Source organism: Slackia equolifaciens (assembly GCF_003725995.1).
In the GTDB taxonomy this organism is placed as follows: domain Bacteria; phylum Actinomycetota; class Coriobacteriia; order Coriobacteriales; family Eggerthellaceae; genus Slackia; species Slackia equolifaciens.
Genome location: NZ_QIBX01000019.1, coordinates 1 through 25,670 on the forward strand (window position 1 = coordinate 1; position 25,670 = coordinate 25,670).

General features: G+C 55.2%; 23 protein-coding genes. 20 read left to right on the forward strand and 3 right to left on the reverse strand.

The window, feature by feature from the left end:
• Window positions 1-28 precede the first annotated feature (28 nt).
• The 15 genes from DMP06_RS09250 (at window position 29) to DMP06_RS09325 (ending at window position 16,779) form a co-directional block, all read left to right on the forward strand.
• Window positions 29-1,294 carry a hypothetical protein gene (locus DMP06_RS09250; RefSeq protein ID WP_123209462.1) on the forward strand — a complete coding sequence of 422 codons (1,266 nt, stop codon included), beginning with the start codon at window positions 29-31 and terminating at the stop codon, window positions 1,292-1,294.
• The gene (locus DMP06_RS09255; protein WP_123209463.1) at window positions 1,282-2,271 is read left to right on the forward strand and encodes a glycosyltransferase; all 990 of its coding nucleotides are present in this window, start codon (window positions 1,282-1,284) and stop codon (window positions 2,269-2,271) included. The genes DMP06_RS09250 and DMP06_RS09255 overlap by 13 nt, the downstream gene beginning before the upstream one ends.
• Window positions 2,272-2,305: 34 nt before the next feature.
• Complete coding sequence (locus DMP06_RS09260) at window positions 2,306-3,781, forward strand: lipopolysaccharide biosynthesis protein (protein WP_161957880.1); 1,476 nt, start codon at window positions 2,306-2,308, stop codon at window positions 3,779-3,781.
• 75 nt (window positions 3,782-3,856) lie between these two features.
• A complete protein-coding gene (locus tag DMP06_RS09265) occupies window positions 3,857-4,993 on the forward strand; it encodes a DegT/DnrJ/EryC1/StrS family aminotransferase (RefSeq protein WP_220092556.1) in 1,137 nt (378 codons plus the stop codon).
• Window positions 4,990-6,255, forward strand: coding sequence for a hypothetical protein (locus DMP06_RS09270; RefSeq protein ID WP_161957881.1), 1,266 nt, complete (start codon window positions 4,990-4,992; stop codon window positions 6,253-6,255). Before DMP06_RS09265 ends, DMP06_RS09270 begins: the two co-directional genes overlap by 4 nt.
• Complete coding sequence (locus tag DMP06_RS09275) at window positions 6,252-7,046, forward strand: NAD(P)-binding domain-containing protein (protein ID WP_123209466.1); 795 nt, start codon at window positions 6,252-6,254, stop codon at window positions 7,044-7,046. Before DMP06_RS09270 ends, DMP06_RS09275 begins: the two co-directional genes overlap by 4 nt.
• Window positions 7,047-7,072: 26 nt before the next feature.
• Window positions 7,073-7,726: an RraA family protein gene (locus DMP06_RS09280; protein ID WP_123209467.1), complete on the forward strand. Its 654-nt coding sequence runs from the start codon at window positions 7,073-7,075 to the stop codon at window positions 7,724-7,726.
• Between the two features lie 42 nt (window positions 7,727-7,768).
• The gene (locus tag DMP06_RS11815) at window positions 7,769-8,467 is read left to right on the forward strand and encodes a DapH/DapD/GlmU-related protein (protein WP_274542723.1); all 699 of its coding nucleotides are present in this window, start codon (window positions 7,769-7,771) and stop codon (window positions 8,465-8,467) included.
• Complete coding sequence (locus tag DMP06_RS09290) at window positions 8,460-9,647, forward strand: sugar-transfer associated ATP-grasp domain-containing protein (protein ID WP_123209468.1); 1,188 nt, start codon at window positions 8,460-8,462, stop codon at window positions 9,645-9,647. The genes DMP06_RS11815 and DMP06_RS09290 overlap by 8 nt, the downstream gene beginning before the upstream one ends.
• Window positions 9,644-10,531: a glucose-1-phosphate thymidylyltransferase RfbA gene (rfbA, locus tag DMP06_RS09295; protein ID WP_123209469.1), complete on the forward strand. Its 888-nt coding sequence runs from the start codon at window positions 9,644-9,646 to the stop codon at window positions 10,529-10,531. The genes DMP06_RS09290 and rfbA overlap by 4 nt, the downstream gene beginning before the upstream one ends.
• A 47-nt stretch (window positions 10,532-10,578) precedes the next feature.
• Window positions 10,579-11,583 carry a dTDP-glucose 4,6-dehydratase gene (gene rfbB / locus DMP06_RS09300; RefSeq protein ID WP_245962462.1) on the forward strand — a complete coding sequence of 335 codons (1,005 nt, stop codon included), beginning with the start codon at window positions 10,579-10,581 and terminating at the stop codon, window positions 11,581-11,583.
• A gap of 51 nt (window positions 11,584-11,634) precedes the next feature.
• Window positions 11,635-12,297: a hypothetical protein gene (locus DMP06_RS09305; protein WP_123209471.1), complete on the forward strand. Its 663-nt coding sequence runs from the start codon at window positions 11,635-11,637 to the stop codon at window positions 12,295-12,297.
• Window positions 12,298-12,330: 33 nt separating this feature from the next.
• Window positions 12,331-12,696 (forward strand): UDP binding domain-containing protein, encoded by a 366-nt coding sequence (locus DMP06_RS09310; RefSeq protein WP_245962463.1) that lies wholly within the window; start codon window positions 12,331-12,333, stop codon window positions 12,694-12,696.
• A gap of 154 nt (window positions 12,697-12,850) precedes the next feature.
• Window positions 12,851-13,009, forward strand: a complete 159-nt coding sequence (locus tag DMP06_RS09315; RefSeq protein WP_245962464.1) for a hypothetical protein — start codon at window positions 12,851-12,853, stop codon at window positions 13,007-13,009.
• A 347-nt stretch (window positions 13,010-13,356) separates the two neighbouring features.
• Window positions 13,357-16,779: a hypothetical protein gene (locus DMP06_RS09325; RefSeq protein WP_123209474.1), complete on the forward strand. Its 3,423-nt coding sequence runs from the start codon at window positions 13,357-13,359 to the stop codon at window positions 16,777-16,779.
• Window positions 16,780-17,044: 265 nt separating this feature from the next.
• On the opposite strand, the gene DMP06_RS11890 is transcribed toward DMP06_RS09325, so the two are convergent.
• Window positions 17,045-17,212: an STAS-like domain-containing protein gene (locus DMP06_RS11890; protein WP_123209475.1), complete on the reverse strand. Its 168-nt coding sequence runs from the start codon at window positions 17,210-17,212 to the stop codon at window positions 17,045-17,047.
• 239 nt (window positions 17,213-17,451) lie between these two features.
• On the opposite strand from DMP06_RS11890, the gene DMP06_RS09335 reads away from it, so the two are divergent.
• Window positions 17,452-18,870 (forward strand): hypothetical protein, encoded by a 1,419-nt coding sequence (locus DMP06_RS09335; RefSeq protein WP_123209476.1) that lies wholly within the window; start codon window positions 17,452-17,454, stop codon window positions 18,868-18,870.
• 406 nt (window positions 18,871-19,276) lie between these two features.
• Here DMP06_RS09335 and DMP06_RS09340 read toward each other — a convergent pair whose 3' ends face one another.
• Window positions 19,277-20,011: an SEC-C domain-containing protein gene (locus DMP06_RS09340; RefSeq protein WP_161957882.1), complete on the reverse strand. Its 735-nt coding sequence runs from the start codon at window positions 20,009-20,011 to the stop codon at window positions 19,277-19,279.
• Window positions 20,012-20,013: 2 nt separating this feature from the next.
• A complete protein-coding gene (locus DMP06_RS11455) occupies window positions 20,014-21,108 on the reverse strand; it encodes a nucleotidyltransferase family protein (RefSeq protein ID WP_161957883.1) in 1,095 nt (364 codons plus the stop codon).
• A gap of 142 nt (window positions 21,109-21,250) precedes the next feature.
• Here DMP06_RS11455 and DMP06_RS09345 point away from each other — a divergent pair, with 142 nt between their 5' ends.
• The 4 genes from DMP06_RS09345 (at window position 21,251) to rfbB (DMP06_RS09360) (ending at window position 25,474) form a co-directional block, all read left to right on the forward strand.
• The gene (locus DMP06_RS09345; protein ID WP_123209478.1) at window positions 21,251-22,459 is read left to right on the forward strand and encodes an AAA family ATPase; all 1,209 of its coding nucleotides are present in this window, start codon (window positions 21,251-21,253) and stop codon (window positions 22,457-22,459) included.
• Window positions 22,449-23,183, forward strand: a complete 735-nt coding sequence (locus DMP06_RS09350; protein ID WP_161957884.1) for an RloB family protein — start codon at window positions 22,449-22,451, stop codon at window positions 23,181-23,183. Before DMP06_RS09345 ends, DMP06_RS09350 begins: the two co-directional genes overlap by 11 nt.
• Window positions 23,167-23,997, forward strand: coding sequence for an S-4TM family putative pore-forming effector (locus DMP06_RS09355; protein WP_148042525.1), 831 nt, complete (start codon window positions 23,167-23,169; stop codon window positions 23,995-23,997). The genes DMP06_RS09350 and DMP06_RS09355 overlap by 17 nt, the downstream gene beginning before the upstream one ends.
• Before the next feature lie 460 nt (window positions 23,998-24,457).
• Window positions 24,458-25,474, forward strand: a complete 1,017-nt coding sequence (rfbB, locus tag DMP06_RS09360; protein ID WP_245962466.1) for a dTDP-glucose 4,6-dehydratase — start codon at window positions 24,458-24,460, stop codon at window positions 25,472-25,474.
• Window positions 25,475-25,670: the final 196 nt, after the last annotated feature.

Sequence of the window (25,670 nt, forward strand, 5' to 3'; positions counted from 1 at the left end):
GGCGAAGAGGGCAGCGTGATGGTGTAGAATGCAGGCGATCCTGGGCGATGTCCCGTTCGCTCGGGCGGGCCTGCGGCCCGCGCCTCCCGAACGGGATCTTGACACCAACAATCGGCACACTACCGAGTTGCCTATCCAGAATTTCACAGGATTCAGCTATATAGATGAATTCATGGCTGTTTGTCTTTTGGGGGTTGCGGTAAAAGATTCAATCAAAAGGGAAAAAGAGACATCCAAACTAAATGCAGCCGTATATGCTGCTATGTTTTTGCTAGTAATAGTTGTCTGCCTTGGCTTGCTGGGAAACATCACATGGGAGGTGCAAACGCAGGCAGCCCCAATCCTTATTGACATTTTCACTTGTATAAAGTTTCCGCTTACTGTGATTTCGGGGTCTATGGTTTTCTCCAAGTCCAGTGATATTTTTTTCGGGGTCATTGAAATGGAGGCAAAAGTTGTTGTAGCCGTCCTTTTTGTACTCGGTGTAGCAAACTTATTTGTAGATTACGGCATGGGGGCTGACTTAAGATACGGCCTGAGGTCATTTATGGCGGTGTTTGGGCATCCTACTTATCTTGTATTCGCCTGCGTGGGGTTGTCTGTTATCTTATTGGCGAATTGGAAGCATAATCTCTCCTGGATTATTGTGGCGCTTGTCGTCATCTCGCTATCGCTAAGGTCAAAGGGTCTAGTGTATGCAGCGATTGTGGTTGCTCTTCTCGTTTTGTTTTCGAGAAGGAACAAAATATCAATTCTACAGGTTGTCGTCTGCGCTTTCCTGGCGTTTTTTATTGCATATGATCAGTTTGTGGCGTATTTCCAAACTAATGGCTTTGCTCGAACGGAACTATTGCAGACGGCGTTTGAGGTGGCCAATGACCATGCTCCGTATGGTTCGGGGTTTGCGACGTATGGATCAGCTGTCACGGCGGACTTGCAGTACTACTCTTCGTTGTATTACGAATACGGTCTCTCGACTGTATGGGGGCTGTCCCCTGATTGGCCTGCGTTTTTGAGCGATACGTTCTGGCCGACTGTTTTGGGCCAGTTCGGATGGATGGGCGTATTATGCTACGCTGGTGTAGTTGGTTTGCTCTTTCGGTTCGCATATCAGTTTGCTTCTGGAACGCGCTTGGCGGCTTGTTGTTGTTTTCTTTATCTGCTTATTAGCAGTACCTCCGAAAGTGCATTTTTCAATCCGCAGTCGGTATATCTGGCGGTTTGTCTCTCCATTGTTCTCGGGAGTGGTCTACGAGCTAATCAAAAGGAAAGATTTAGAAAATGCAACCGTTAGTAAGCATATTTTGTACGGCATATAATCAAGCACCGTATATCGAGAAGACTCTTCAAGGATTCGTTTCGCAAAATACTACATTTCCGTTTGAGGTTATCGTCCATGACGACGCATCAAGTGATGGAACCCAGGATATTATCGGGAGATATTCGCTTAAATATCCGGAGATAATAAAGCCTGTTTTGCAAGAAGAGAATCAATATTCAAAAGGCATCAGCTTGCTGAACTCAATCCTTCTTCCGAGGGCGACGGGGAAGTATATCGCAATGTGCGAGGGTGATGACTTTTGGGTGGATGATAATAAGCTGCAGAGACAGTTCGATTTCCTGGAACAACATCGCGATTATTCGCTCGTCCTTCATAATGCATACATTTACGACTACAGATACGACATCGTTTATCTGTCGGAGCCAATGGAGTCCGACTGCGATAAGACTCTCGGCGACATTGCAATTGAGGGCGGAGGCCTCTTGAACCCCACCGCTTCAATGTTTTTCCGAAGGCAGCTATTTGATCATGCATTGGCTGGGCCAGTGGGTGATCATTTCATAATGCTTGAGCTGGCATCCAAGGGGAAGGTGAGGTGGTTCTCCGACCCTATGAGCGTTTACCGATTTCATGCCAGTAATTCGTGGTCAGTATCGAAGAAGGCCGAAAGTGGTGAGTCGATACGGAAATACACGCAGAGATATATAGACGCGCTGAGAGCTGCGGACGATTACTCTGGCCGTGATTATCACGATGCTTTTGTGAGGCGCATAAAAATGCAAAGGGAATTCGAAAGAAAGGATTTACTAAAATGCGGAGCGCCCAATCTCGATATCGAAGGTTGGGGGTTTTCGGTGGAAAGCGTTGCAATGTCCATTCGCAGACACATGCCGCAGGGGGTTGAAAAAGCGCTTGGACGAGCTGCTTGCATCAAGAAAAAGAAGCGGGAATCTCTATTCGTGGGGACGATGCGTGAGTTTTGCGGCTAAATCTCCGCAATGTTTATAACCGGTTGAACGAATGATGGTTGAACAGAAGCCGACAGCAATTAAAGCCGCAACGATATCGTCTCTGTTTTGGAAGTTTTTCGAGCGAGGTGGCAGGGCCGTAGTAGAGCTCGTTGTCCAAATTGTCATGGCGCGACTATTGCTTCCTGAACAGTTTGGGGCGCTTGCCATAATGCTCATCTTTGTGAATGTCGGCAACGTTATAGTGCAGTCGGGGTTGAACACGGCGATTGTGCAGGTCCCAGATGTGAGTGCGAGGGATTGTTCAACTGTATTTTGGTTGAGCTTTGCGATTTCTGTTGTCCTTTATCTGGCCATTTTTGCCTTAGCCCCTTTTATTGCCTCGTACTATGGAATGATTCAGCTTGTCTGGCCATTAAGGGCTCTCGCTCTCATCTTGATAGTAAATTCCTACAATGCTGTCCAGGTGGCTATTGTGCAGAGGTCATTGCAGTTCAGAAAGGTTTTTAACGCCACGATTGCTTCGGTAGTTATCTCTGGAGTTGCTGGAGTGACGTGCGCCTTCGCTGGATTCGGACTTTGGGCTCTAGTGGTGCAGCAACTGCTCTATCAATTTACAAATTGCGCTATAATGGCGGCCCAATTGAGGTGGTTGCCGTCCCTCGTGATTGATTTCAAGCGTGCGAGGGTGCTGTTTTCTTTCGGTTGGAAACTTCTCATCTCTGGGCTACTCGACCAAGGGTATCAGAGTTTCTCTGATTTGATTATTGGTAAGCAATTTTCCGTTTCGAGCCTAGGACTTGTTTCGCAGGGGAAGAGATATCCTCAGGCGATAGGGAATCTTTTAGATGGGGCAATTCAGCCAGTTATGCTCTCCGCGGTCTCCCGCGTGCAGGGCGACGTTGCCTACGTGAAGCGTCTGGTGCGCCGCGCGCTCAAGACGTCGACTTACCTCATTGCCCCTTCCATGACGCTGTTCGCCGTGGTCGCGGAGCCTCTGGTACGACTTCTGCTGGGGGAGCAGTGGTTGCCCTGTGTCCCGTTTTTGCAAATGTACTGTCTAATCTATGCGTTGTTGCCGATTCATACTTCAAATCTACAGGCACTAAATGGGATGGGCAGAAGCGATTTATTTTTAAAGCTAGAACTCATCAAGAAAGCTTATGGGGTTATTTTTATTCTGCTGGGGGCATTCGTATTTAATGATGTCTATTGCCTTGTTGGCGGCTATGTTGTAGCAAGCATCATCAGTACTTTTGTGAACGCATGGCCGAATCGTAAAATAATTGGGTATTCGTATCAGGAGCAAATACGTGACATATTCCCATCGCTGCTCCTGACTGCCATATCTTCCGCGCCCGCGGCGGCGGTCTCCCTGCTGGGACTGCCGGACGTCGCGACCGTCCTTCTGCAGGCCGCGGTCATGGCCGTCTCCTACCTCGGGCTCTCCAGGCTCTTCCGCGTGGAGGCGCTGTCCTACCTGCTGTCCACGGCCAAAGAGCTTTTAGCATCAAAGAAAGTCGCCAGATAGAACCAATAAACCTTTGAGAACGGGAACCGTCCCATTTTGAACATTGAAAACCGTATAGAGAAGGAGGCGGGGCGCGTGGCGCGCATAAACGTGACGCGGTCCTCCATGCCGCCCATGGAGGAGTATTTCGACGAGGTGGCGCCGCTGTGGGAGAGCCGTTGGCTCACCAACGCGGGCGAGAAGCACCGCGAGCTTGAGCGGGCGTTGGCGGAGAGGCTGAAGGTAGGGAACGTTTCGCTTTTCAGCAACGGCCACTCGGCGCTCGAGTGCGCGATCGAGGCGCTGGGGCTCGGCTCGGACGGGCGCGATGAGGTGGTCACTACGCCCTACACCTTCGTCTCCACCACCAACGCGATATTCCGCAAGGGCCTCACGCCCGTGTTCGCCGATGTCAGGCCGGAGGACTGCACAATCGATCCAGAGAGGGTCGAGGCGGCCATCACGCCGCGCACGTGCGCGATCGTACCCGTGCACGTGTACGGCAGCCTTTGCGACGTCGACGCCATCCAGGAGATAGCCGACCGGCACGGCCTCAAGGTGGTCTACGACGCCGCCCATGCCTTCGGGGTGGAGCGGCTTGACCCCGCCTCGGGCGAATGGCGCGGCGCCGCATCCTACGGTGATGCCTCGATGCTGAGCTTCCACGCCACCAAGGTATTCAACACGGTCGAGGGCGGGGCGGTGTGCTGCGCCGGCCCCGCGCTCAAGACGGCGATAGAGGAGTGGAGGAACTTCGGGCTGGAAGGCCCCGAGTCGGACGCGCATCCCGGCGGCAACGCGAAGATGAACGAGTTCTGCGCGGCGATGGGCCTGTGCAACCTCCGCCACTTGGACGAAGAACTTGCCAAAAGGGCGGCGGTCGAGGAACACTACCGCGAGGGCCTCGCCGGAATTCCCGGACTTCGCCTGCTCGAGCCCCAAAGGGGGGTCAAGCCCAACCACGCGTACATGCCCGCGTTCTTCGGGGAGGCCTTCGGCGCTGACCGCGACGAGGTGATGGCCGCCTTGGCCGAGAGGGGCGTCGGCACGAGGCGGTACTTCTTCCCCTGCACTAACGAGGCCCCCTGGGTCGGGCGCGTGGGGATCGACCCAGGCGACACTCCCGTGGCGCGCAGGCTCTCCCGCGAGGTGCTGACGCTGCCGCTGTACGCGGACCTGACGCTCGAGGATGTTGACATGATCTGCGAGATAGTGAGAGGATGCGCGAGATGACGAGCCTTTTAATACTTGGTGCGACGACCGAGACCGTTAAGCTAATTGAGCGAGCGAACGATTTGGGATTCGAGACATTTGTCGCCGACCCTTTCCCCGATTCTCCCGGGAAGCAATGCGCCACGCACCCCGTCGACATCGACTGTTTCGACATCGACGGCATATGCGGTCTAATGGCACGTTATGGGATAGATGGGGTGCTTCCAGGCTGCGCCGATGTGTTGATACCTGTTTACGAAGAGGTCTGCGACAGGGCGGGAAAGCATTGCTATGTCAATAAAGAAGTTGTCCGGGTTTTGAATAACAAAAGGGGTCTCAAGGACGCATTGATATCTGTTGGGTTACCGGTGGTGGAGGAGTACACCAGAGAGCAGGTGTCCTCTATGGATTTTGACAAGTTTCCAGTGTTTGTAAAGCCTGCAGACAATAACAGCTCAAAAGGCATGTCGGTAGTTTACGATCATGCGGATTTCGATGCTGCGCATGATAAGGCGCTGTCCTTTTCCAGGTCAAAAACCGTCTTGATTGAAGCCTACAAAGAATGCGATGATTTTAATATCGGTTTTTTTCTCCAAGACGGCGAAGTTGCTGTTACATTTACCGCTGACAGGTTTGTCAACAATGAGCAAAAAGGGGTAGGCTCGATTACGGCAGGGATGGTATATCCGTCGCAATATACGACCCTGTATTTCGAGACGGTCCATGATAAAATGCTCGAGCTGTTCTCTCATTTGGGCTTCAGGAACGGGATTGCATCTATCCAGGCTTTTGTGGAAGACGGCAAAATAATGTTTTATGATCCTGCTCTCAGGATAACCGGAGGTCAGGAGTATATTTTATCGTCGTATTTTTACGGGCTCGACATTCTTGAATCGCTTATCAATTTTGCTGTTTCTGGCTCGATGGGCCCATCAGGATTAGTGCGGAAATGCGACCACTTATTTCATGGTGGGCATGCCTGCAATCTGGCTTTTTCGGTGAAGTGTGGCACCATCGCACATGTCGAGGGCATGGATTACGCCAGGTCTTTACCTAATGTTATTAACGTTACGCAGGAGCATTTCGGCGGCGATGTAATTTCAAAGGCGGGAACTGCCCAACAGAATATAGCCCGAATGCATCTTGTTGCCGACAGTAGATCTGAACTCAGTCAACTTATAGATGAATTGCAAAAAAGAATAGTGGCGTTTGACGAGGACGGGAGCAATATGATGCTCGCCGGGATGGACCCTCGGGTTGCTCTGGGGGTGACGGCTTCGTGAAGATAGGATTTGTGGGTTTTGGAGAAGTCGGCTCCACTTTTGCTGCAGACTTGGCTTCTCGACAGATAACGGGAATCGATTTGGTTGCGTACTCCCCCGACTATGAGTCGACGGTTGGGGCATGCAAAAGAATTGGAGGAGGCAAGGTTTCGGCGGCTAAATCGCTTTCGTCTGCCATCTCCAGTGCAGTCGTTGTTTTCGTGGCCGTGCCGTGCAATGCTTCTAAAGCGGTATTCTCCGATCTATCCACATTCTGCGGTCATGGGCAGATGTTCGTTGATTGCAGCAGCTCATTGCCAGAGGTGAAAGCTTCGAACGCTTCCGTCATTGAGTCGCACGGCGGAGTGTATATGGATGCCGCGATTATGGAGACGGTTTCCCGTCACGGTATCGAGACTCCTGTGCTTGCGAGCGGAAGAGGGGTCTCGGGTGTCGCAAAGGTGCTTTCTGAACTTGGGATGCAAGTGCGGATTGTTGGGGGCGAGCCTGGAGAGGCGGCGGCGATTAAGCTTTGTCGTAGCGTCTTCATGAAAGGGCTTGCGGCACTTGCCATCGAGGCTCGTGAAACTTCAGAAAAATACGGAGTGCAGGAGGCCGTGTTCCGTTCGATTGAACAATCGCTCGGAGGCGCTGACATTCAAGAGTATCTTGAGCAACTTGCTGTTGCTGCGGTTAGGCATGCGAGAAGGCAACTTGCTGAAGTTGGCGAGTGTCTTGAGATGGAGCGCTCTGTTGGCGTTGCGGGGCATATGGCCCAGGCAACTATGAAGTTATATAGCGATCTTGTTTGAGGGCAGTATTGCGGAAAGGATTTGATATGGATATCGGAATCGCGGACAAAATTATAACTTTCATTAGAGATAACAAAGTGAGCTCCACTGAGGTGGCCGATTGCCTAGGGAAAACGGGTGCGATAAAGGGGGCCAAGCCTTTAAATAAGGGGATGCACAGGGTCGGTCTCGTTCAGTATGTATATGCACACAGCGACACCAATTGGCCGATTCATGAGCAAATCAGGTTCATTCCTGAGGGCAGGGTTATTTTCGTGGATGACATAAACGGGGGGAGGCGAGCTTTGTTTGGAGAGCTCGTCTCGTCTTTTCTTGTGATTGAGCGGAAGGCTCAGGCGATTGTGACGGAGGGGTTGATGAGGGATATCGCCGAATTGCTAGAGGGGCGATTTCCGATTTGGTGTGGAGGGATTACTCCTGAGGGGTGTTACAACACTCGGCGAGAGGAGAATCCCGAAGTCAAAATGATTGCAAGGACCAACAAAGAACGCTATCAGGACGCGATTGCAGTTTGTGATGATTGTGGCGTGGTTGTCATTCCGAAAGATGAGATAACTGACGAAATGTATCGTAAGCTCGTGCGCATCGAAGAGCAGGAGAAGGTCTGGTTCCACTGCGTTAGGGATCTTGGGTGGGACACTTTCGATACTGTTTGCCTGAAAAAGTACGAGGACAAATAAGCTGGTGGCATTGTCGATTGTTGATTTATGGAGGTGTCACTTATGAGCGAAGTTATTGATTCGGAAATCTCCGCTACTGCAATTCTTTACCAAGACCTCAGGCTCGTTGGGTGCAACGTCGGGGACAGATGCGTAATAGGGGATGATTCCGATGCTGTTGGGCTTGAGATGGGTCAAAGATCGGAAATTGGAAGGCGCAATCAGATTAGAAATGTGTCTTTGGGTCTGGGGTCGTATACCGGGACAAACTCAATCATCAAAAATGCCAGGATAGGAAACTACTGCTGCATCGGATGGGATGTGAGCATAGGTGGAGGACAGCATAACTATCGCCATGTCGGAATGTACACAGACTACTGGTTTAAGAGGGTGCTAGACCGAGAGTTTGATAGCACTGACGAGAGAGTTCTGGAAACGGTCATCGGGAATGATGTGTGGATTGGCGCGGGCGCAATTATTAATGGGGGAATAAAAATCGGAGATGGAGCGGTTGTCGGTGCGGGCGCAGTTGTTACGAAAGACGTGGAGCCGTTTTCCATCGTTGTCGGATCTCCAGCTCGCGAACTGAAGAAAAGATTCCCCCAAAAGGTTGTTGATGAGTTGCTTCGACTTAAATGGTGGGAGCTGCCTATTGACGTTCTGTCAGCTAACGCTGATTTGATTAGGTCGGAGATGGGCGAGACTGTTTTGGAGCAACTTCGTGATCTGGTCTCGCGTCACAGAGGAGGGCGAGATGTTTGATGCCTCAAAGATGAAGTGCCTTTTATTAGAAAAAGGTATGGATGCAAAGATAGTCGACTACTTTGTGCATGCTCTCGAAACAGATGAGGCTTCTTTTGAGGTTGATGAAAAGACGAGAAAATGGGCTCTGGAGAGGGGTTTCTTTCCAGGAAGGGTTGAGCTACTCGGCTTGAACGACGACAACTGTTCGTGCTATCTGCCCGATTTCGCCTACTTCATGATGCATCCTCTTAACAATCATTTCAAAATATGGGTCAACGACAAGCTGACTTTAAAATACATGCTTGACGGTGGCGACTGTCGAAAGGCGATGCCGGAATACTATCTATACATAGAGAATAATGGGGACTTCACATACCTAATGGATGCGCCTGCGGACATTGTAGGTCGAGAAGACTTCCTGCTTCTTCTATTGGAGAAAAAGGGGATTCTCGCAATGAAGCCGAACAATGGGGCGGGTGGAAAGGGCTTTCTGAAGCTTGAAAAAACTCCCAACGGATTTCTGCTGAACAATATCCCCTCAAGTCGTGCCGAAGTGACGAGTGAGCTGTGTCAGCTTCGGAATTACACCGTAACGGAATATGTTCAACAATGTGCCTCTTTGGCGAAGTTTTGGCCCGAAAGCGAATGCACTCTTAGGGTCATTATGGCGAAAATGCCAAGAACGAAGTGCTATCAGGTCCCCGATTGGACTTGCCTCGTTTCGTATGCGCGTTTTGGGACCGCTGCCTCCAAGGGTGCGAGCAACCTCTCGTCAGGAGGAATTGGGGTTGGTATCGATTTTGCTTCTGGAGAACTTCACGACGAGGGCTTTCAATATAAAAGGTTCAGTCAGTGCGGGGAATATCGTCTACACCGCCATCCCGATACGGGTCTTAAATGGGATGGAGCCTCCATTCCGAATTGGGGAGAGGTACAGGCAATTATTCGGGCGACCTGTGAAAGGTTATCGTCATTGGATTTTCTCGGATTTGACATAATTGTTTCCGAGGATGGCCCTAAGTTCTGTGAAATCAACACCATGCCATCGCTTGATTATGAACAGGTGATTTGCGGTCCCATTTTGGGGAGCGAAGTAGGCAGATTGTTTTTTGAACACCACGGGTTTTCGAAAATTGACCCCTCTGATTTCTTGAATATTTATCGGCAATCTTCCGTAGCGGATGGAGGGGTGTCATGAAGGGCATAATTCTTGCGGGAGGGTCGGGTACCCGCCTGCATCCCATAACGAAGGCGGTTAGCAAGCAGCTGTTGCCCATCTACGACAAGCCGCTGGTGTACTATCCGCTTAGCGTGCTCATGCTCGCGGGTATCCGCGAGGTGCTGGTCATCTCCACGCCGCGCGATTTGCCGGCGTACCGCGAGCTTCTGGGCGACGGCGCCGAGATCGGCATGCGGCTCGAATACGCAATACAAGAGGAACCCAAAGGCCTCGCCGAGGCCTTTTCTATTGGGCGCGACTTCCTGGCGGGCGGCCCCTGCGCGCTGGTGCTGGGCGACAACATGTTCCACGGCCAGGATCTTACGCGCACCCTCGCGCGCGCCAGGGCCAAGGTGGAGTCCGAAGGCGGGGCGGTTGTGTTCGGCTACCCCGTGAAGGACCCCCGCGCCTTCGGCGTGGTGGAGTTCGACGAGAACCGCCGGGTCGTCGGAATAGAGGAGAAGCCCGAGCGTCCCAAGAGCAACTTCGCGGTGCCCGGCCTCTACTTTTACGACAGCGAGGTGTGCGATATTGCGGCGGGCGTGGAGCCCTCGGCCCGCGGCGAGTTGGAGATCACCAGCGTCAACGACGAGTACCTGCGCCGTGGCCGGCTGTCGGTCGAGCTCATGGGCCGCGGCATGGCATGGCTGGACACCGGCACGCCCGAGGGCATGCTCAAGGCCGCCGAGTACGTGGAGGCGGTGCAGTCTCGCCAGGGTTACTACATAGCCTGCCTGGAGGAAATCGCCTACCGCCGCGGGTTCATTGACGCGGGGCAGCTCGCGCGCTTGGGCGAGGCGCTGAAGAAGACCGACTACGGGAAGTACCTGCTGTCGGTCGCCGAAGAGGGAATAGGTAGATAGAAGACGAGGACGGGCCCGAGGGCCCTTTATTTATGCCTGGAGGAGCGTTGGAGAACCTGGTAGTCACCGGCGGAGCCGGATTCATCGGAAGCAACTTCGTGCACTGGGTGGCCGAGAGGCACCCCGAGGTGGGGCGCATCACGGTGCTCGACAAACTCACCTATGCGGGCAATCCCGCCAACCTCGACGGCCTGCCCGAGGGCGGGGTCGAGCTCGTGGTGGGGGACATCTGCGATGCGGCGCTGGTGGACCGTCTGCTCGCGGAGGCGGACGCGTGTGTGCACTTCGCGGCGGAGTCGCACAACGACAACTCCATTGCTGACCCCGCGCCGTTTTTGGAGACCAACGTGCGCGGCACTTTCACGCTTCTGGAGGCGTGTCGCAAGTATGATGTGCGCTTCCATCATGTGTCTACCGACGAGGTGTATGGCGACCTGGCGCTTGACGACCCCGCGCGTTTCACCGAAGAGACCCCATACCGCCCCAGCTCTCCCTACAGTTCAACCAAGGCGGCGTCCGACATGCTTGTGCGCGCATGGGTGCGCACCTACGGGGTGAGGGCGACCATCTCTAACTGCTCCAACAACTACGGGCCCTACCAGCACGTGGAGAAGTTCATTCCGCGACAGATTACCAATATTCTTTGCGGGGAGCGTCCGAAGCTCTACGGCGACGGCCTTAACGTGCGCGACTGGATCCACACGGAGGATCACTCCTCTGCCGTGTGGGAGATTCTCACGCGCGGGCGTGTCGGCGAGACGTACTTGATTGGCGCCGACGGTGAGCGTTCAAACATCGATGTGTTGCGCGCCATCCTCGAGTGCATGGGGCGCGATACTGAGGATTTCGACTGGGTGCGCGACCGTCCCGGTCACGACCGCCGCTACGCCATCGACCCCACTAAGCTGCGCCGCGAGCTCGGTTGGGAGCCGAAGCATACCGATTTTTCCGAAGGTCTGCGCGACACCATTCGCTGGTACGAGGAGCATCGCGCCTGGTGGGAGCCCGCAAAGCAGGCGACCGAGGAGAAATACGCGAAGATGGGGATGTAGAGAACGCTTGCTCCGCGTCGATTCTTTGGGTAGCTTAGGGCTGGGGTTGAAATGGATTCTATTGTTCCTTCGTTTAAGAAGGTCATCTTCAATTCTTCAGTAAAAGATTTATCGGCAGAAGTAGCTGAAGTTGGGTTAGACGGGATTATCAATAATGAATTGCTTGAGCAAATCCCAATAGTGAGGGCCATAGTCGGAATTGGCAAGACAGCGCAAAATGTTCGTGACAGGCATTTCCTCAAGCAAACTTTGCAATTCACCCTTTCCCTAAACGAGGGGGAAATTTCAAAAGAGAAGCTTGAAAAACATAAGGCCAAGCTTGATTCTGATCCAGAATTTGCCGAAGAGGAACTGGGTAGAGTTTTGGTGCTGCTTGATTCCGCCATCGATTCCGAGAAAGCAACAATTCTCGCGGCGCTATACAGGTCGTACGTTGAAGAAGAGATAAATTGGGACGAATTTAAAGAAGTATCCGAAATTACCTCACGTCTATTTCTTTCGGATTTGACATTGCTTCGCGACGTTAGACTTGGGCGCGTGCGCGATACAACCCAATGTGACGCATATCGAGCTGAACGGCTGAATGCTGTAGGACTTGTCCATTTAACGATGAAGACCGTGCGGGTATCCCCTGGGCCGTCCTCTACAGATCGATTTATCCGGACGACTTCGTTGGGCGAGAAATATTGCGATATGGTAATGAGCGTCATTTAGACGGGTCGGTGCTCGGCATTTTCGAACGCCATCGTGGACTCCAACCGCACGCGCAAGGACTTCGTGGTCGACGAGGTGCTTAAGAAGGTGAACGAGCTCGTGTACTCCGGCGTGAAGGCGCCTGTGGTCGGGGTGTACCGCCTCACCATGAAGACCGGCTCGGACAACTTCCGCGCGAGCTCGGTGCAGGGCATCATGAAGCGCGTGAAGGCCAAGGGCGTGCCCGTGGTGATCTACGAGCCCACGCTGGACGCGCCCGACTTCTTCGGCAGCGAGGTGACGCACGACCTCGAGTCGTTCAAGGGCGAGTGCGACGTGATCATCGCCAACCGCTGGAGCGAGGAACTCGCGGATGTGGCAGGAAAGGTGTATACCAGGGACCTGTTTAAGAGGGATTAATAGACTTTCTATATCGCCATATGTATCAATCGAGTCCGCACGGAAGTCGGACTCGATTTTTTTATAAATGATTTGCGGTGTGGATGTGGGGTGCGGACATTGGCGCAATGGCTTTTCCTCATACGTTCAATCTCCTTAAACAATGCGTCTGGGTGTGCTTGGTGCTCCGCTCGCTTTTGACGATTGGTCTCAGCCTGGTTGCGGTGGGCACGACCGTCGCTACGCCGTGGATTCCTCCAAGCTGTGGGAGGAACTGGGCTGGAGTCCTGCGCATACGGACTTCGAGGAGGGCTTGCGCGAGACGATTGCCTAGTATCGCGACAACGAGGCGTGGTGGGTAGACGCCAAGCGCGAGGCGGAGGAGATGTATTGCGGAGCGGGGATGGCATGAGGCCATTCCTCTGATTTTTTGATTAATTCTTTATTCTCATTAAATATTTATATATTTCCAGATGAACGGCTGTTTTTTTGAATTCCTTTTCGAAGGAATGAAAAGCTTTGTGGATAAAATCGAGATGCTTTGTTAAATCATGCGAAAGAACCTTCACGGATTTTCGTTGGGCATGTAGCATGCGCGGTTCGAGGGCGCATCGCCGCATAGCGGTCTGCATTTCGCTCTCTCCAGGCTAGTTATTGTTTGGCGAACGGGAAGGACTGCCGATGTTCGCAAGGTTCTCTTCTGACTCGCATTCGAGGCTCATCGCCCTCGCTGCCCTCGTCGTCTCGGGGTTCGTTTTTGCTTGTTTAACGGCCGTGCCCGCCTATGCGTCGACGGTCGGGGATTTCGACCTCGTGCTTGCCGACGGCGGCGATCCTCAAGAAGGGGTCGACTACACGTGGACGGATGACAACACCCAGGGAGGGGTTCTCGCCATTATTTCGGAGGCGCCCATGGTTATTGCCAACGCCGATGGGGTTGAGGTCGCTAAGGACCAAATCGTCGTTGATCCCGGTTTCGGGGGAAGCGCTTCGATCGTCCTGGACGGAATCGCCATCGAGTATCCCAATAATAATAGGAGCTGCGGAATCGAGATTGCGTCGGGCGATTGCGTCATTCGCCTTGCGGACGATTCGGAGAACGAGGTGAGCCGCGCAAACGGCCCTGCGATGCTGGTCGATTCCGGCGCATCGCTGACCATCGAGGGCGACGGCGCGCTCAAGGTGACGGGCGCGGATTCGAACGCGGCGGGAATCGGCGTGCAGGCCGGGGCCGAGCTCGTAGTGAACTCCGGAACCATCGAAGCGAGCAGCAACGGGGGTCATGCGGGTATCGGCGACTACGACGGCGGGTCGGTCGTGATAAACGGAGGCACGGTGAGGGCGTACGGCGGGCATCACGTGTCGTGGAACGCCTACGACGGCGCCGGCATCGGCGGAGCTTGGGACAACAGCGGTTGCGACGTGACGATCTCGGGCGGCACGGTGGTGGCCGTCGGCGGCGGGTCGGCTGCCGGAATCGGCGGCGGATACTATCGTGGGTCCAACGGCAGGGTTGACGGCAATTCCGGCGGCTCCATCACCATCGCGGGCGGATACGTGAGCGCGTCCAACGGGGATAGGAGTGCGTCCATCGGCGCGTCGTCCGGCGCAAGCCAGGATGCCGATGCCCCCATTGTCATTTCCGGCGGCGCGTTCGCGAGCGGATCGACCGTCGGGTCGGGCAACGTGTACGGCATAGCCCCCGCCGACGGCCGCGTCGTCAAGCCGAACAACGATGAGGAGGAGGGGCTTGCGTCGTCGTATCCGTATCGCGTCTATCTGGCGCAGGAGGCGACGCTCGTCTTCGCTGATTCGTTCGAAGGCGGGACGTACGACGCGTCTCCGATCGAATCCGAGGGGCTGCTCGCTTCCGCGTCGCGGGGATCCCATGATGCTTCCGGCGATGTTTCTTTCGCGTATCGCATCGCGGGAAGCGAAGGGGCGTGGACGGACGGCCTTCCTACGGATGCCGGCACGTATCAAATCAAGGCGTCCTTACCCGAGGCCGCCGTCGGGGAGACGTACTATCCTTCCACGGAGGTCGTGGCTCAGGCGGAGCTCGTCATTTCGGCGGCCCCGCTTTCCGTCTCGCTGGCCGAGCCTGCGGGCATCGTGTTCGGCGATGACGCCCCTTCGACCGCATCCTACATGTTGTCGGTGAGCGGATGGCAGGGGGATGACGAGGACCTGCTTCTTCCGACGTTGGAGGCCGCCGTATCGGTGTCATGCGGCTACGAGAAGGGCGACGACGCGGGCTCGTACCCGGTCGCCGTCGGGTGGGCGGATGGTGCTCCCGAGACGCTTCGCAACTACGAGGCGAGCTTCGCCGGAACGAGCCTGTCCGTCGCGAAGGCAGCCATCGCGTCCGTGTCCATCACCGATCCTTCCAAGAAGTTCGACGGGGCGGCTGCGGCCGAGCCTGGCGTTGTCGCCATCGACGGCAACGGCCGCGAGAGCGACGGGGCGTGCAGCCTCGCGTGGTACGCGTCGGACGGCCAAGGGGGATGGACGCTTCTGGAGTCCGCGCCGAGCGAGGTGGGGACCTACAAAGTGGTGGCGTCGATAGCGGAGGGGACCAACCATCTCGCCGGAACGGGCGAGTTGGGGTTCTCGATTGCGCGCGCCGATGCGAAGACGGTAACGGTCTCCCAGATGGCTTCCTCGAAAGTCTATGACGGCAACGTGGTCGAGGCTCCGGCGGTCGATCTTGGCGAATACGACGGCGAGGTCGTGTTTGCGTGGTACGAGTCCGACGGAGAGGGCGGCTGGAACGAGATCGCGTCCGCGCCCGCCGACGCAGGCTCCTATAGGCTTGTCGTGAGCGCCGGGCAGACCGACACTCAGGAGGCTCCCGTCATCGTGAACGGCACGCAGGATTTTGCGATTCTGCGCGCCGAGCAGTCCGCGGACGAGCTTGAAGGGGTGACGGCTTCCCCCGAGGCGACCTCAGGCGGAGGCGACGGGTCGATAACGGGGCTGCCGTCGGGGTCTGAGTGGCGTGCGGCTTCCGCCGACGTCGGCCGATCCGGGGGCGATGCGTGGACTGCCGCATCCGAGGACGGGACGCTCGGCGGGCTTGCCCCGGGCGTCTACGAAGTGCGCATGGCGGGCGACTCCAACCACAGCCCCTCCACTTCCGTGGAGGTCAAGGTGAAGTCGTTCTCCGAGGCGCACGGCGGAATCACGTTCCCCGACGGCACCGTCGATTCCGGAGACGGCTCCGCGGTGCTGCCCTCCGAGGGCGGGGAAGTGGTGTTCCCGGGAGGCGAGGCGGTCGTGCTTCCGGGCGGGACGACGGTCGACCCCGATTCTCCATCGGCTACGACGCCCTCCGGTTCGGTGGTACAGCCCGACGGTGAGGGGTCTCTTTCGGTGGGGCTTCCCGGAGGCGTCGGGACGGTTACGGTTCCCTCCGGCTCCGAGGTGCGCGAGGACGGCTCCGTGGCGGTTTCCGGCGGAGGCGTCGTTCTGCCGAACGGGTCGACTGCCGAATCGGAAGGGGAGATTGCTGTCGGCGCTGATGGGTCCGTGCAGATTCCCGATGGGGGCAAGGTGGTCCTTCCTGGTGGAACCGAGGTGTCGAGCGATGATCCCATCGAGATCGGCGTCGACGGCACGGTGCTGCTGCCCGATGGCGGCAGCGTGACGAGGCCGGACGGCATGGCTTTGGACGTGGGGGCCGGGACCACCGTCTCGGTCGACGGGACGGTGAACGATCCCACGGCTTCCGGCCCGTCCGACGGGTCGGGCGATTCCGAGGGCGGCTCCGACGGTTCTGGGGATGGGGCCGGTGATTCCGGGGATTCCGGTGATGGCTCTGGTAGCTCCGGCGGCGATTCCGATGGCTCCGGGGACGGTTCTGGTGATTCTGCCGATGGCTCTGGCGGTTCGGAGGGCGGTTCCGAGGGCGGCTCTGGTGATTCCGCCGGCGAGGACGGATCTGATTCGGCCGACGACCAGGACGGCTCCAAAGACGCCTCGGACGACCGCGGGGTATTCTCCAAGACCAATGATGCCATGGGCGTTGTGTTCGGCGCGCTGGCGATTTGCGCGGTCGCTGCGGTGATCGTGGGGTTCGTGGCTTTGCGCAAGATGCGCAGGTAGCGTTCGCTCTGGCGTTTCGGGCTTGCTTGATTTGCTGGTTCGCTCGACACGCTGCGCCCGTTATGTTTTGATTTTTGTTGCGCCGCCGCTTTTGCGACGGCGCTTTTTCTTTGGGCGTACCGGGTCCGATTGGCGTTTTGGCGTGGGGGTCGCTGGGGCGTTCTAGGTTCGGTGCGTTTCATTGGGATTTTCTGCGAGCGATGGTGCGCCATTTGCTGGCGTGGTGGACCTGCTCAAGCCCGGGATGCGCCCTCTCCTTCGGCTTCTACTGCTGTTTGGTTACCGCGTTGATTACTATGGCGCACCCTTTGCTTATGTTCTCCAGTCGAATGCGCTGCATGAAGCCTATCAGTCCATATTTGCCGATAAGCTTCCTGATCAATTCATCGGCAAACGAAAAGCTTATGGTGTCGATTCCCTTGAAATCAATAATGACTTTTCCCTCGGTTTCGACTAGGTGGTCATTGTCTTGGCTTCGATTTTGTTGTAGCGTTCATTCGAGACCGTCTGTAATTTCGATTATTACAGTGGTGCGGAATGGGCAACGAGTGATTGAGCATTGGTCTCTTGGGCATATTCTGGTTGTAAGATTAATCGACTATTGGCTCTGGACGAGGAAGTTGCCCAGTTAATATTGGGTTGAATTGGTTAATGGCAATGACGGGGGCGTAATTGACAGAAATCGGTATTGTGCAAATTGATATTGGGTTATTTCTTATTTACTTCGCTATTGCTGCGGTATGCATTCCTCTAGTTCGAATTATGGGTCCAGTTTCCATTACCAGCTATGGGCTCGAAGAGACGTACGATTCCGATTCCGGATTCCCAAATGTGCTTTATAGAGTTATTTCGCCCATACTGTGCTGCGGAATTCTTACATTGATAGTTTCGACAGCGCTGAAGGCAGCCATTGATTTTTCTGCGACGTACGGATGGGCTCCGGTTCTTTTGTACTGGATGATTCTGATTGCGATAAAAATAAAAAATCATACGATGTCTGGCAAGCTGAAACCCGTTATTCTGGAACTAGTACTTTCCGTTTTAATTTCTTATTTATTTAATGAGTTTGTGATTGCCGAATTGTTGAAAGGCAATGTTGGGATATTGGATAGTTCCAATTACGCTATTCAGATGGAACTCGCATTGTTTTATGCGGTCATTCAGCTGATTGTTTCGCTTTTTACTCGAATCAACTATCAAACGACTTATTCGTCTGCTCGATTGAGTCGGGGTGTTTCAAATGAAAAACTCGGGTTGCAGTACTATTCTATTGTTAATACAAGTGAAAAGAAATTATTCTCCTATGTACGGAAGTACGGGGAATTGCTTCCTGCGCGATATACCTATGATCCACTCTTGCGAGATATTTTCTTTTCGATTATGGCAATCGAGGACAGCAATCGACCTCCTGCGGTCCGATTGCTGGAGAGGGTTGCGCATCATCTTGGCCTGTCAAAAACAACCGGCATAATGCAACAAGATGGTGGGAAGCCATTGACGGACGAAGAAAGCGTTCGGCTCGCGGCGAGCTATATTGAACGGATGTGGGATTCGTACTTGCGCACCTTTGCGAAGTCAATGCAAAGCAGGGCTGATGGTATTGCAATTTCTTTCGGACGAACGTGGTATAGGTACGATTATCGCATTCTGGGTGAGGCACTCGAGAGCTCGTTTGCTCTTCTGTATGGAGATTATTGCGGAACCCGACTCCTAGACGCAAACTTTGTGTTTAGGGAGGTTAAAGGGTTTGAGGAGCGTAATCATTACGGATTATTGCCAGATTATATTGTTGCTTGCGGTCTGTTGTTTGGGCCAGAGTCGAATTGGCTTTCGGAAGGAGAGGCATTTTGGGAGAATTCGTATTCGATTTGCTTGAAAAGTGATAGTGAAGAAAGTCTCGATCGGAGAATTGCTCTGTATAAAGAGGGCGCCGGATTGGAGGATGTGAATTCCCTGTGTGAGGAAATACGCAACGGCGGTGGTCGTGTCTTCAAGGTCCAATTTGCGAACATGGGCTTTGCAAAGGTATTTTGCGCAGATGTTGAAAAGGAAATTCTGGATGAGCTCGGGTCGGGGTGGAAGAGGGTGTAAGCTACCTGTTAGCTATGTCAGGCGGGCGTGTCTTTGATGAAGTATGGAGAAATGCTCCTGGTCTGTAGGGGTTCATTGTGGAGGATGAATTCATGATGGTTGGCGCTTCGCTTTCATCTCTCTTGCCCAGGGGCTATCTTACAAGGAGGAAAGCGTCGAAAATCGGGCGCAATTATTCGTAGGCTGCATTCGCGTAAGCGCATGGCAGGTTGACGCATCCTTCTGCTGCGATGGCTTGCTCTGTCCAGACTGTATTGATCCGTTATCCTGTGAGGTCGCTCATGGATGCGTGTCCGGTGTGGTTCTCGCCACTTATCGACTTGCGAGTTTGCAAGACCCGAATGCCCTTTGTGAACACAGCGCTTTGGCATTTGCATTCTTCCGATGGCTTCCGGAGCCATGCCACTTATTCAATCTTTGGCGCACGGTATGTTCCGGAGAGACTTTCGAGATTTTGGCGAAGCGCCCGTTCCCTCTTTTCGGCCGATTGTCGGAGGTCGTCCAGTTCGCGCGCGATTATCATGAAGTCGGAAGAGAAGATTGCCGCCGCTCCGCTCTCCTTGAGCTCGAGGATGGTCTCTCCATGGCATTTTCTAGCGATAAGCCCCGATCCGCACGGGCAGGGGAGGTGCCCGCGGTACTCGTCGAAGCAGACAGCCCCTAGTAGCTTCACGATCGTTGTAAAGTCCGTCTCCTCGAAAAGCTCTCCGTAGTAATGCAGTATTCCCAGGGCTCCATGGGCCCTATCCCCGAAGGGGTAGCATCCGTATCTTTTTCGGAAGAGGTAAGAGTACAGATAGCTTCGGACCGGTCCATCGAGAAGCGCTACGAGGGACGGGTTTTCAAGTTGGGCCAGGAGCAACTCGCCGCGAACTCCTAGACAGAGGGTTCCGTCGAGGTAGAGATGCTCGTATCCGGGGTCGATAATGCCGGATGTTTCCTTGACCTTTGGGAGGCTTGCGGGATAGTCGCCCGGGACAACCAGTTCAAGGTCGAAATCCTCCGCCAAGCGAACACCGTTGTATGTCGCGTCAAGGACGTAGGGTCCATCGAGGACAACTTCTCCCTGCTGTCCAGCTTCGCGCTTGAATCCGGTGCGCGCTTTCAGCAGCTCCGCGATTGCCCTTTCGGAGCTGCTCATCGCTACATCGACCATGGCTTCGAGGGAGTGACGACGCTGGGGGCGATGGCTGCCGCCGTGACGGGCATTGCCCTTTTCCCGATCTTGCTCCCGAAGATGGCTTCGACAGCGGCGCCGCCCTTCGCCTGCGTTCCGCAGCGCAGGTTGCTGAGGCTTCGCTCGATTTCCTCTGCCCATGACGCAAGGAGCGCGAAACTCTCATCGTCCCATTCTTGGAGGAGATCCTCATCGTAAACCGGATTGGGTAGGCTCCGTGTTGCTGCGAGCGATTTTGCATATTGGATGAAGCTTTCCAGGAATTCGATCGCCTTTGCGTTATCGGGCAGGTGATCGGATGATCTTCCGACGATGACGGTGACTACGCAGGATGCCGGTGCCTTCTCGGACTTGCCGCAGCGATGGTAGAACTCGTCCCGAGAACGCTTCAGAACCTGGATCGCTCTCTGCATCTCCGAACGGTCGAGGGAGTCCGGCACCTCTTCGATAGATGCGTAGAGGCTTCGGCTTTCCTCCAGGATTCGAGCCTTCCTTTGGGCTCTGCCCAGGGCAGCGAAGCGTTCGTTCTTATCGATGAACCACTGGCACAGCCCGCGAGGGTTGCTTCCATGCCATCGTTCGGGATTCTTCCAGGCCATCGAGACTGAGCTGTCCGCGTACTCCTGGTGCGTCTTGCGGGTCTTGTCGTCAATGCAGGTGTTCAGGTCGAGTCGGAACCCTCCTTCGATTCCGCTGGCTACGTATTCGATGGTGATGCACTCGTCGCACTCTTTCGCCATGTTGCCGTACCTGTCGCTTTCGAGGAGGGTCTCATCGACGGGGCCTCTGACTTCCCCGGGCGTGCTGTTCGCGCTGTCGAAGCCCGGACGATTCACGAGGACGTCGATGTCGAAGTACGCGTCCTCATTTTCGGAATAGGGCCTCACCACGGTTCCTGTCAAGATGGAGCCGCATGGCGATATATCCGCATCGATACCGTGGTTTCCTAGGAATTCTCCTACAGCCTTGTAATGGGACGTCGCCTCCTCGAACATCGAGGGTGTGATGTCCAGGAGCTTTGCGCCTTTCGAAAGGATGTTGTTGATTTCAGTCTCGTTCATTTCCGCTCCGTTCCGCATATGGCTTCTATGCTTCAAACGTGTTTCTTCTCGCATTCAATCTACCATAATTTGAAATTGAAGCAATAATTTGGTAGGATTTCTACCGTGTATAACGTACAAATACATTATTAAGGGATCTAAAATGCTCATCGAGTTCACATTCGAGAATTTCAAGTGCTATCGGGGCGAGACCACCCTGCAGATGGCTGCCGCTCCCATTGGCGAGCATGCCGAGACGCTCATCCCGGGTCCGGGCAAAAAGGGAATCCTTCCGATTGCGGCGATTTATGGTCCGAACGGCGGAGGAAAGTCCAGCGTGTTGCAGGCTCTCACATGTTTGGAGCGCCTAATCACTATGCCGTATCTCGTTTTGAGGGCGCGCCTTTCGAAGACGCCTCATATCGAGTGCCGCCCCTACGCTTTCGAGGCGGAGAGCCGTTCCGAGGCGACGACGTTCTGCGTGATTTTCCAGGTTGGCGATTATACGTATCGCTATATTCTCTCGGTGCTCGGTGGAGAGGTGGTTGAAGAGTACCTCCATAGGCGAAGGGTGGGCAGAGGAGCGGAGGCCACGCTGTTCGAGCGCGCGGACGGTGCCGTCGAGCTCGGCTCCTCCCTGAGGCGCAAGGGGGTGAACACCGACGTCGACTCGATGATGCCCTACCTGTCGTTCTTGGCGATCAACTACGACATAGAGGCGGTGGAGGAGGCGTTCGGCTGGTTCCTTGGCTGCCAGGTTCTCGACTACTCCGAGTCGTCCTTTGAGGACTATTTTTTGGAGCCGAGGGGCGATGATGAGAGACGGTTGATCGTACGAATGCTCAACGCCATGGATATCGACATCACGGGAATCCGTTACCAGAGGGACGATGAGGGTCTGGAAATCTACCTTACCCACGAGTCGAGCGACGGCACTGAGCTGGAGCTCGGCGAGGAGTCGAACGGCACGAGGAAACTGCTCAACCTCGTTCCTCCGTTTCTCAGGGCGCTCGAGAACGGCTGCCTTGTTGTTTCCGACGAGCTTGACGCGAAGCTTCATCCGAAGCTCCTCAGGTATCTCATTATGCTGTTCACGAACAGGGATATCAACAAGAACGGCGCGCAGTTGGTGCTCACGTCGCACGATATGACGATCCTCAACAGTTCCGTCTTCCGACGCGACGAGATCTGGTTCGCGGCTAAGACCCCCGAAGGCCCGTCGACGCTGTACTCGCTTTCCGATATCGCCGACATCGACGGAAAGCGCATCCGCACCCAGAATGCGTACGACAGACAGTACCTCGCGGGTCGTTATGGCGCCGACCCCTACCTCAGGAGCATGTTGGAGTGGGGCGGTGGCGATGAGCAATAAGCCCCCGAAACACAGCGAGGTCAAGAAGAAGGAGAGCGCGGCGAAGAGGATGAGGGCGAGCTGGGGGAAGCCGCGCGCCGCAGCTCCTTCAATCAGGATCCGCCCCGAGCGCTTCCTCATCGTTACCGAGGGAACAAAGACTGAGCCCTATTACTTCGACGGTTTCAGGAAGCGAATCAACGCAGGGTATCATGGCGAGTATGTGACGCTGCGGGTGTGCGGCGTGGGCGACAACACCGTATCGCTGTTTGAGAGGGCAAGGGCGATCGCCATTGCTGATCCCGATGGGTTCACGCAGGTCTGGGTCGTCTACGACAAGGACAGCTTCCCTTCCCGCGACTTCAACGCCGTCGAGGAACGCTGCGCCTCCGCAAGTGGCAAAGGCACGGTATACCGCGCAGCGTGGACCAACGAGGCCTTCGAGCTGTGGTACATACTCCACTTCGCCTACGTCGACTCCGCGCTGGACAGAGGTTCTTACGAACCCATCCTCACGCGTCACCTTTGCGCCGAGGGTTTCGGCAGGTACGAAAAGAACCGAACGGACATGTTCGATATCCTCGAAGGCCGCATGCGTGCGGCGATTTCGAATGCGAAGAGGCTCGAGAAGTCCAATAGGGGCCTTGCCCCTGCAGATTCGAATCCGGGCACGGCGATCCATTTGCTTGTCATGGAGTTGCTGCCCTATCTGAGCTCTGGGGCGTTAGGTGATTGTGTTGAATAGTGGTGCGAGGATTAACGAGATTCAGAACAGCGAAGAGAGCAAACGACTGTTGGCGGCTCAGCGCCAGACGTATACGGATGCGAAACTGGTGGACCTGGTGAATGCCTGTGTTTGCCTTCTGCTGCCGCTAGGGGTTACCGTTGCACAGATTTTTCTGAACGTGCCTTCGGAGGCTATTATCCTGGTTTGGATTGCGACCGTGGTTGCAGGCATCTGCCTGCCGAAGCGGTCCAAGCACCTTGTCGACGAAGCTGCTGCTATGCAGCAGCGCTTCGATTCGGATGTCTTCGGAATCAAATTCGAGAACGTGAGCCGAGACGACAGGAGGATCGCTTCGCAGGCTGGGCGCTATCGCGAACGCCATGATGGCGATGGCAAGTTTAGACTTGATAACTGGTATTCAGTCGATATCGAGGACGCAAGACCGGGCGATGCAATCGCCAGATGCCAACGTCAAAATACCGAATGGACGAAGCGACTGCTCAAACGCAGTATATGCATCGAGATCTGCATCGCGGTTATTGTCGCCGCTGCGCTGGCTGTTTTGGTTTTGCGTTTGGGCATCAATCCCTTCAACCTCTTTTTCCTCTTCTCGATAATAGGATGGATGATTCAGCGAGTCGTTGAATGCCGTGATGCTTTCGCCAGAGTCGGAGCGCTTGCGTATTCCTTGTCGTCGTTCAGGCTATCTTCAAAAGAGGATATCCTGCGGGTTCAGGAAAAGATTTTCGAGTACAGAAAGGCACCTTACCTCGTTCCTGATTGGCTGTACGCTCTTTTCAAAGGGAGAGATGAAACAGCTACGATGAACTGATGAACTAATGAACTAAGTGATGCGCCTTCATTCGAGCTTTCTGTCGGCTCACTTTGTCGGCTCACTTGGGCGCGGCCCTTTGCGGACGTGGTGCAGGCTCTATCGGCGCGTTGTGTCCGAATCTGACCCATTCCCATTGATGTATCGACCTTTATTTCGGTCGTTTCGATTGTGCTCAAATGGATTACCAAGGGGTTGCCGTCTCTCATTGGCATCCTGGGCATATTATGGGCGCGGATGACATTATGACCGGACAATGTCCAGAACAGGATGGAGCGCGTGATAGACAATATGTTCGACAGATATCTTTGGGTGGGTAAAGGCATGAGCGCCAAATATCGGCAATCAAATGAGCAATGCTATCTTGAAAAACCAATAAAACTCCTGTTGAATACCATTTTTGTGAGGTCACGAAATAAGTGATGGCAGCAGGCTTTCGATATTGATGGGATGGCCAATAGTGGAGCATGGGGAATTCGCGCATATCCTCGTCACCGGCGGGTGCGGGTTCATGGGGTCCAACTTCGTGCGCTGGGTGGTGCGCGAGCGCCCGGGCGTGCGCGTGACCGTGCTGGACAAGCTCACCTACGCGGGCAATCCCGCCAACATCGCCGGGCTCCCGGAGGATCAGGTGGAGCTCGTGGTGGGCGACATCTGCGACGAAGCGCTGCTGGGCGCGGTGGTGCCCGGATGCGACGCCGTGGTCAATTTCGCCGCGGAGACCGACGTGGACCGCTCCATCGCCGAGCCCGGGCCGTTCCTGCGCGCCAACGTGGAGGGCGTGATGCGCCTGCTCGAGGCGTGCCGCGCCCACGACGTGCGCCTCCACCACGTGTCCACTGACGAGGTGTACGGCGACCTGGCCCTCGACGACCCCGCGCGCTTCACGGAGGAGTCGCCCTGCCGCCCCAGCTCGCCCTACAGCTCCACGAAGGCCGCGGGCGACATGCTCGTGCGCGCGTGGGTGCGCACCTACGGCGTGCGGGCGACCGTCTCCAACTGCTCCAACAACTACGGGCCCTACCAGCACGTGGAGAAGTTCATCCCGCGCCAGATCACCAACATCCTCTGCGGCGAGAGGCCCAAGCTCTACGGCGACGGCCTGAACGTGCGCGACTGGATCCACGTGGACGACCACTCCTCCGCCGTGTGGGAGGTCCTCACGCGCGGGCGCATCGGCGAGACGTACCTGATAGGCGCCGACGGCGAGCGCTCCAACATCGACGTGCTGCGTGCAATTCTCGAGGCTATGGGGCGCGATGCGGACGACTTCGACTGGGTGCGCGACCGCCCCGGCCACGACCGCCGCTACGCCATAGACGCATCCAGGCTGCGCCGCGAGCTGGGCTGGGAGCCCAAGCATGCCGATTTCGCCCAGGGCCTGCGCGAGACCATCCGCTGGTACGAGGAGCACCGCGCCTGGTGGGAGCCCGCCAAGCGTGCGACGGAGGAAAAGTACCGCGAGATGGGCATGTAGACGGCTCGCGTTTGCCCCGCGCATCGAATCGCTCCACGGCAACAAAGCGACGAGTCTTGTATGCGCACCAATAGTCGGCAGCCTGCCATCCACAGGGCGTCTGCGCCATTGACGGCTTCGTAAAATTTAGGTTAAACGCGCTTTGGTACAATACTCCGATTGATTCGTGTCAAATCGGAAAAGATAAGAAGTAACG

Excerpts from the sequence above, each read along its gene's own strand:
- DMP06_RS09250 (WP_123209462.1), top strand. The coding sequence starts at position 29 with ATGCAGGCGATCCTGGGCGATGTCCCGTTCGCTCGGGCGGGCCTGCGG.
- DMP06_RS09255 (WP_123209463.1), top strand. The coding sequence starts at position 1,282 with ATGCAACCGTTAGTAAGCATATTTTGTACGGCATATAATCAAGCACCG.
- DMP06_RS09260 (WP_161957880.1), top strand. The coding sequence starts at position 2,306 with ATGGTTGAACAGAAGCCGACAGCAATTAAAGCCGCAACGATATCGTCT.
- DMP06_RS09270 (WP_161957881.1), top strand. The coding sequence starts at position 4,990 with ATGACGAGCCTTTTAATACTTGGTGCGACGACCGAGACCGTTAAGCTA.
- DMP06_RS09280 (WP_123209467.1), top strand. The coding sequence starts at position 7,073 with ATGGATATCGGAATCGCGGACAAAATTATAACTTTCATTAGAGATAAC.
- DMP06_RS11815 (WP_274542723.1), top strand. The coding sequence starts at position 7,769 with ATGAGCGAAGTTATTGATTCGGAAATCTCCGCTACTGCAATTCTTTAC.
- DMP06_RS09290 (WP_123209468.1), top strand. The coding sequence starts at position 8,460 with ATGTTTGATGCCTCAAAGATGAAGTGCCTTTTATTAGAAAAAGGTATG.
- rfbA (WP_123209469.1), top strand. The coding sequence starts at position 9,644 with ATGAAGGGCATAATTCTTGCGGGAGGGTCGGGTACCCGCCTGCATCCC.
- DMP06_RS09305 (WP_123209471.1), top strand. The coding sequence starts at position 11,635 with ATGGATTCTATTGTTCCTTCGTTTAAGAAGGTCATCTTCAATTCTTCA.
- DMP06_RS09325 (WP_123209474.1), top strand. The coding sequence starts at position 13,357 with ATGTTCGCAAGGTTCTCTTCTGACTCGCATTCGAGGCTCATCGCCCTC.
- DMP06_RS09340 (WP_161957882.1), bottom strand. The coding sequence starts at position 20,011 with ATGAGCAGCTCCGAAAGGGCAATCGCGGAGCTGCTGAAAGCGCGCACC.
- DMP06_RS11455 (WP_161957883.1), bottom strand. The coding sequence starts at position 21,108 with ATGAACGAGACTGAAATCAACAACATCCTTTCGAAAGGCGCAAAGCTC.
- DMP06_RS09345 (WP_123209478.1), top strand. The coding sequence starts at position 21,251 with ATGCTCATCGAGTTCACATTCGAGAATTTCAAGTGCTATCGGGGCGAG.
- DMP06_RS09350 (WP_161957884.1), top strand. The coding sequence starts at position 22,449 with ATGAGCAATAAGCCCCCGAAACACAGCGAGGTCAAGAAGAAGGAGAGC.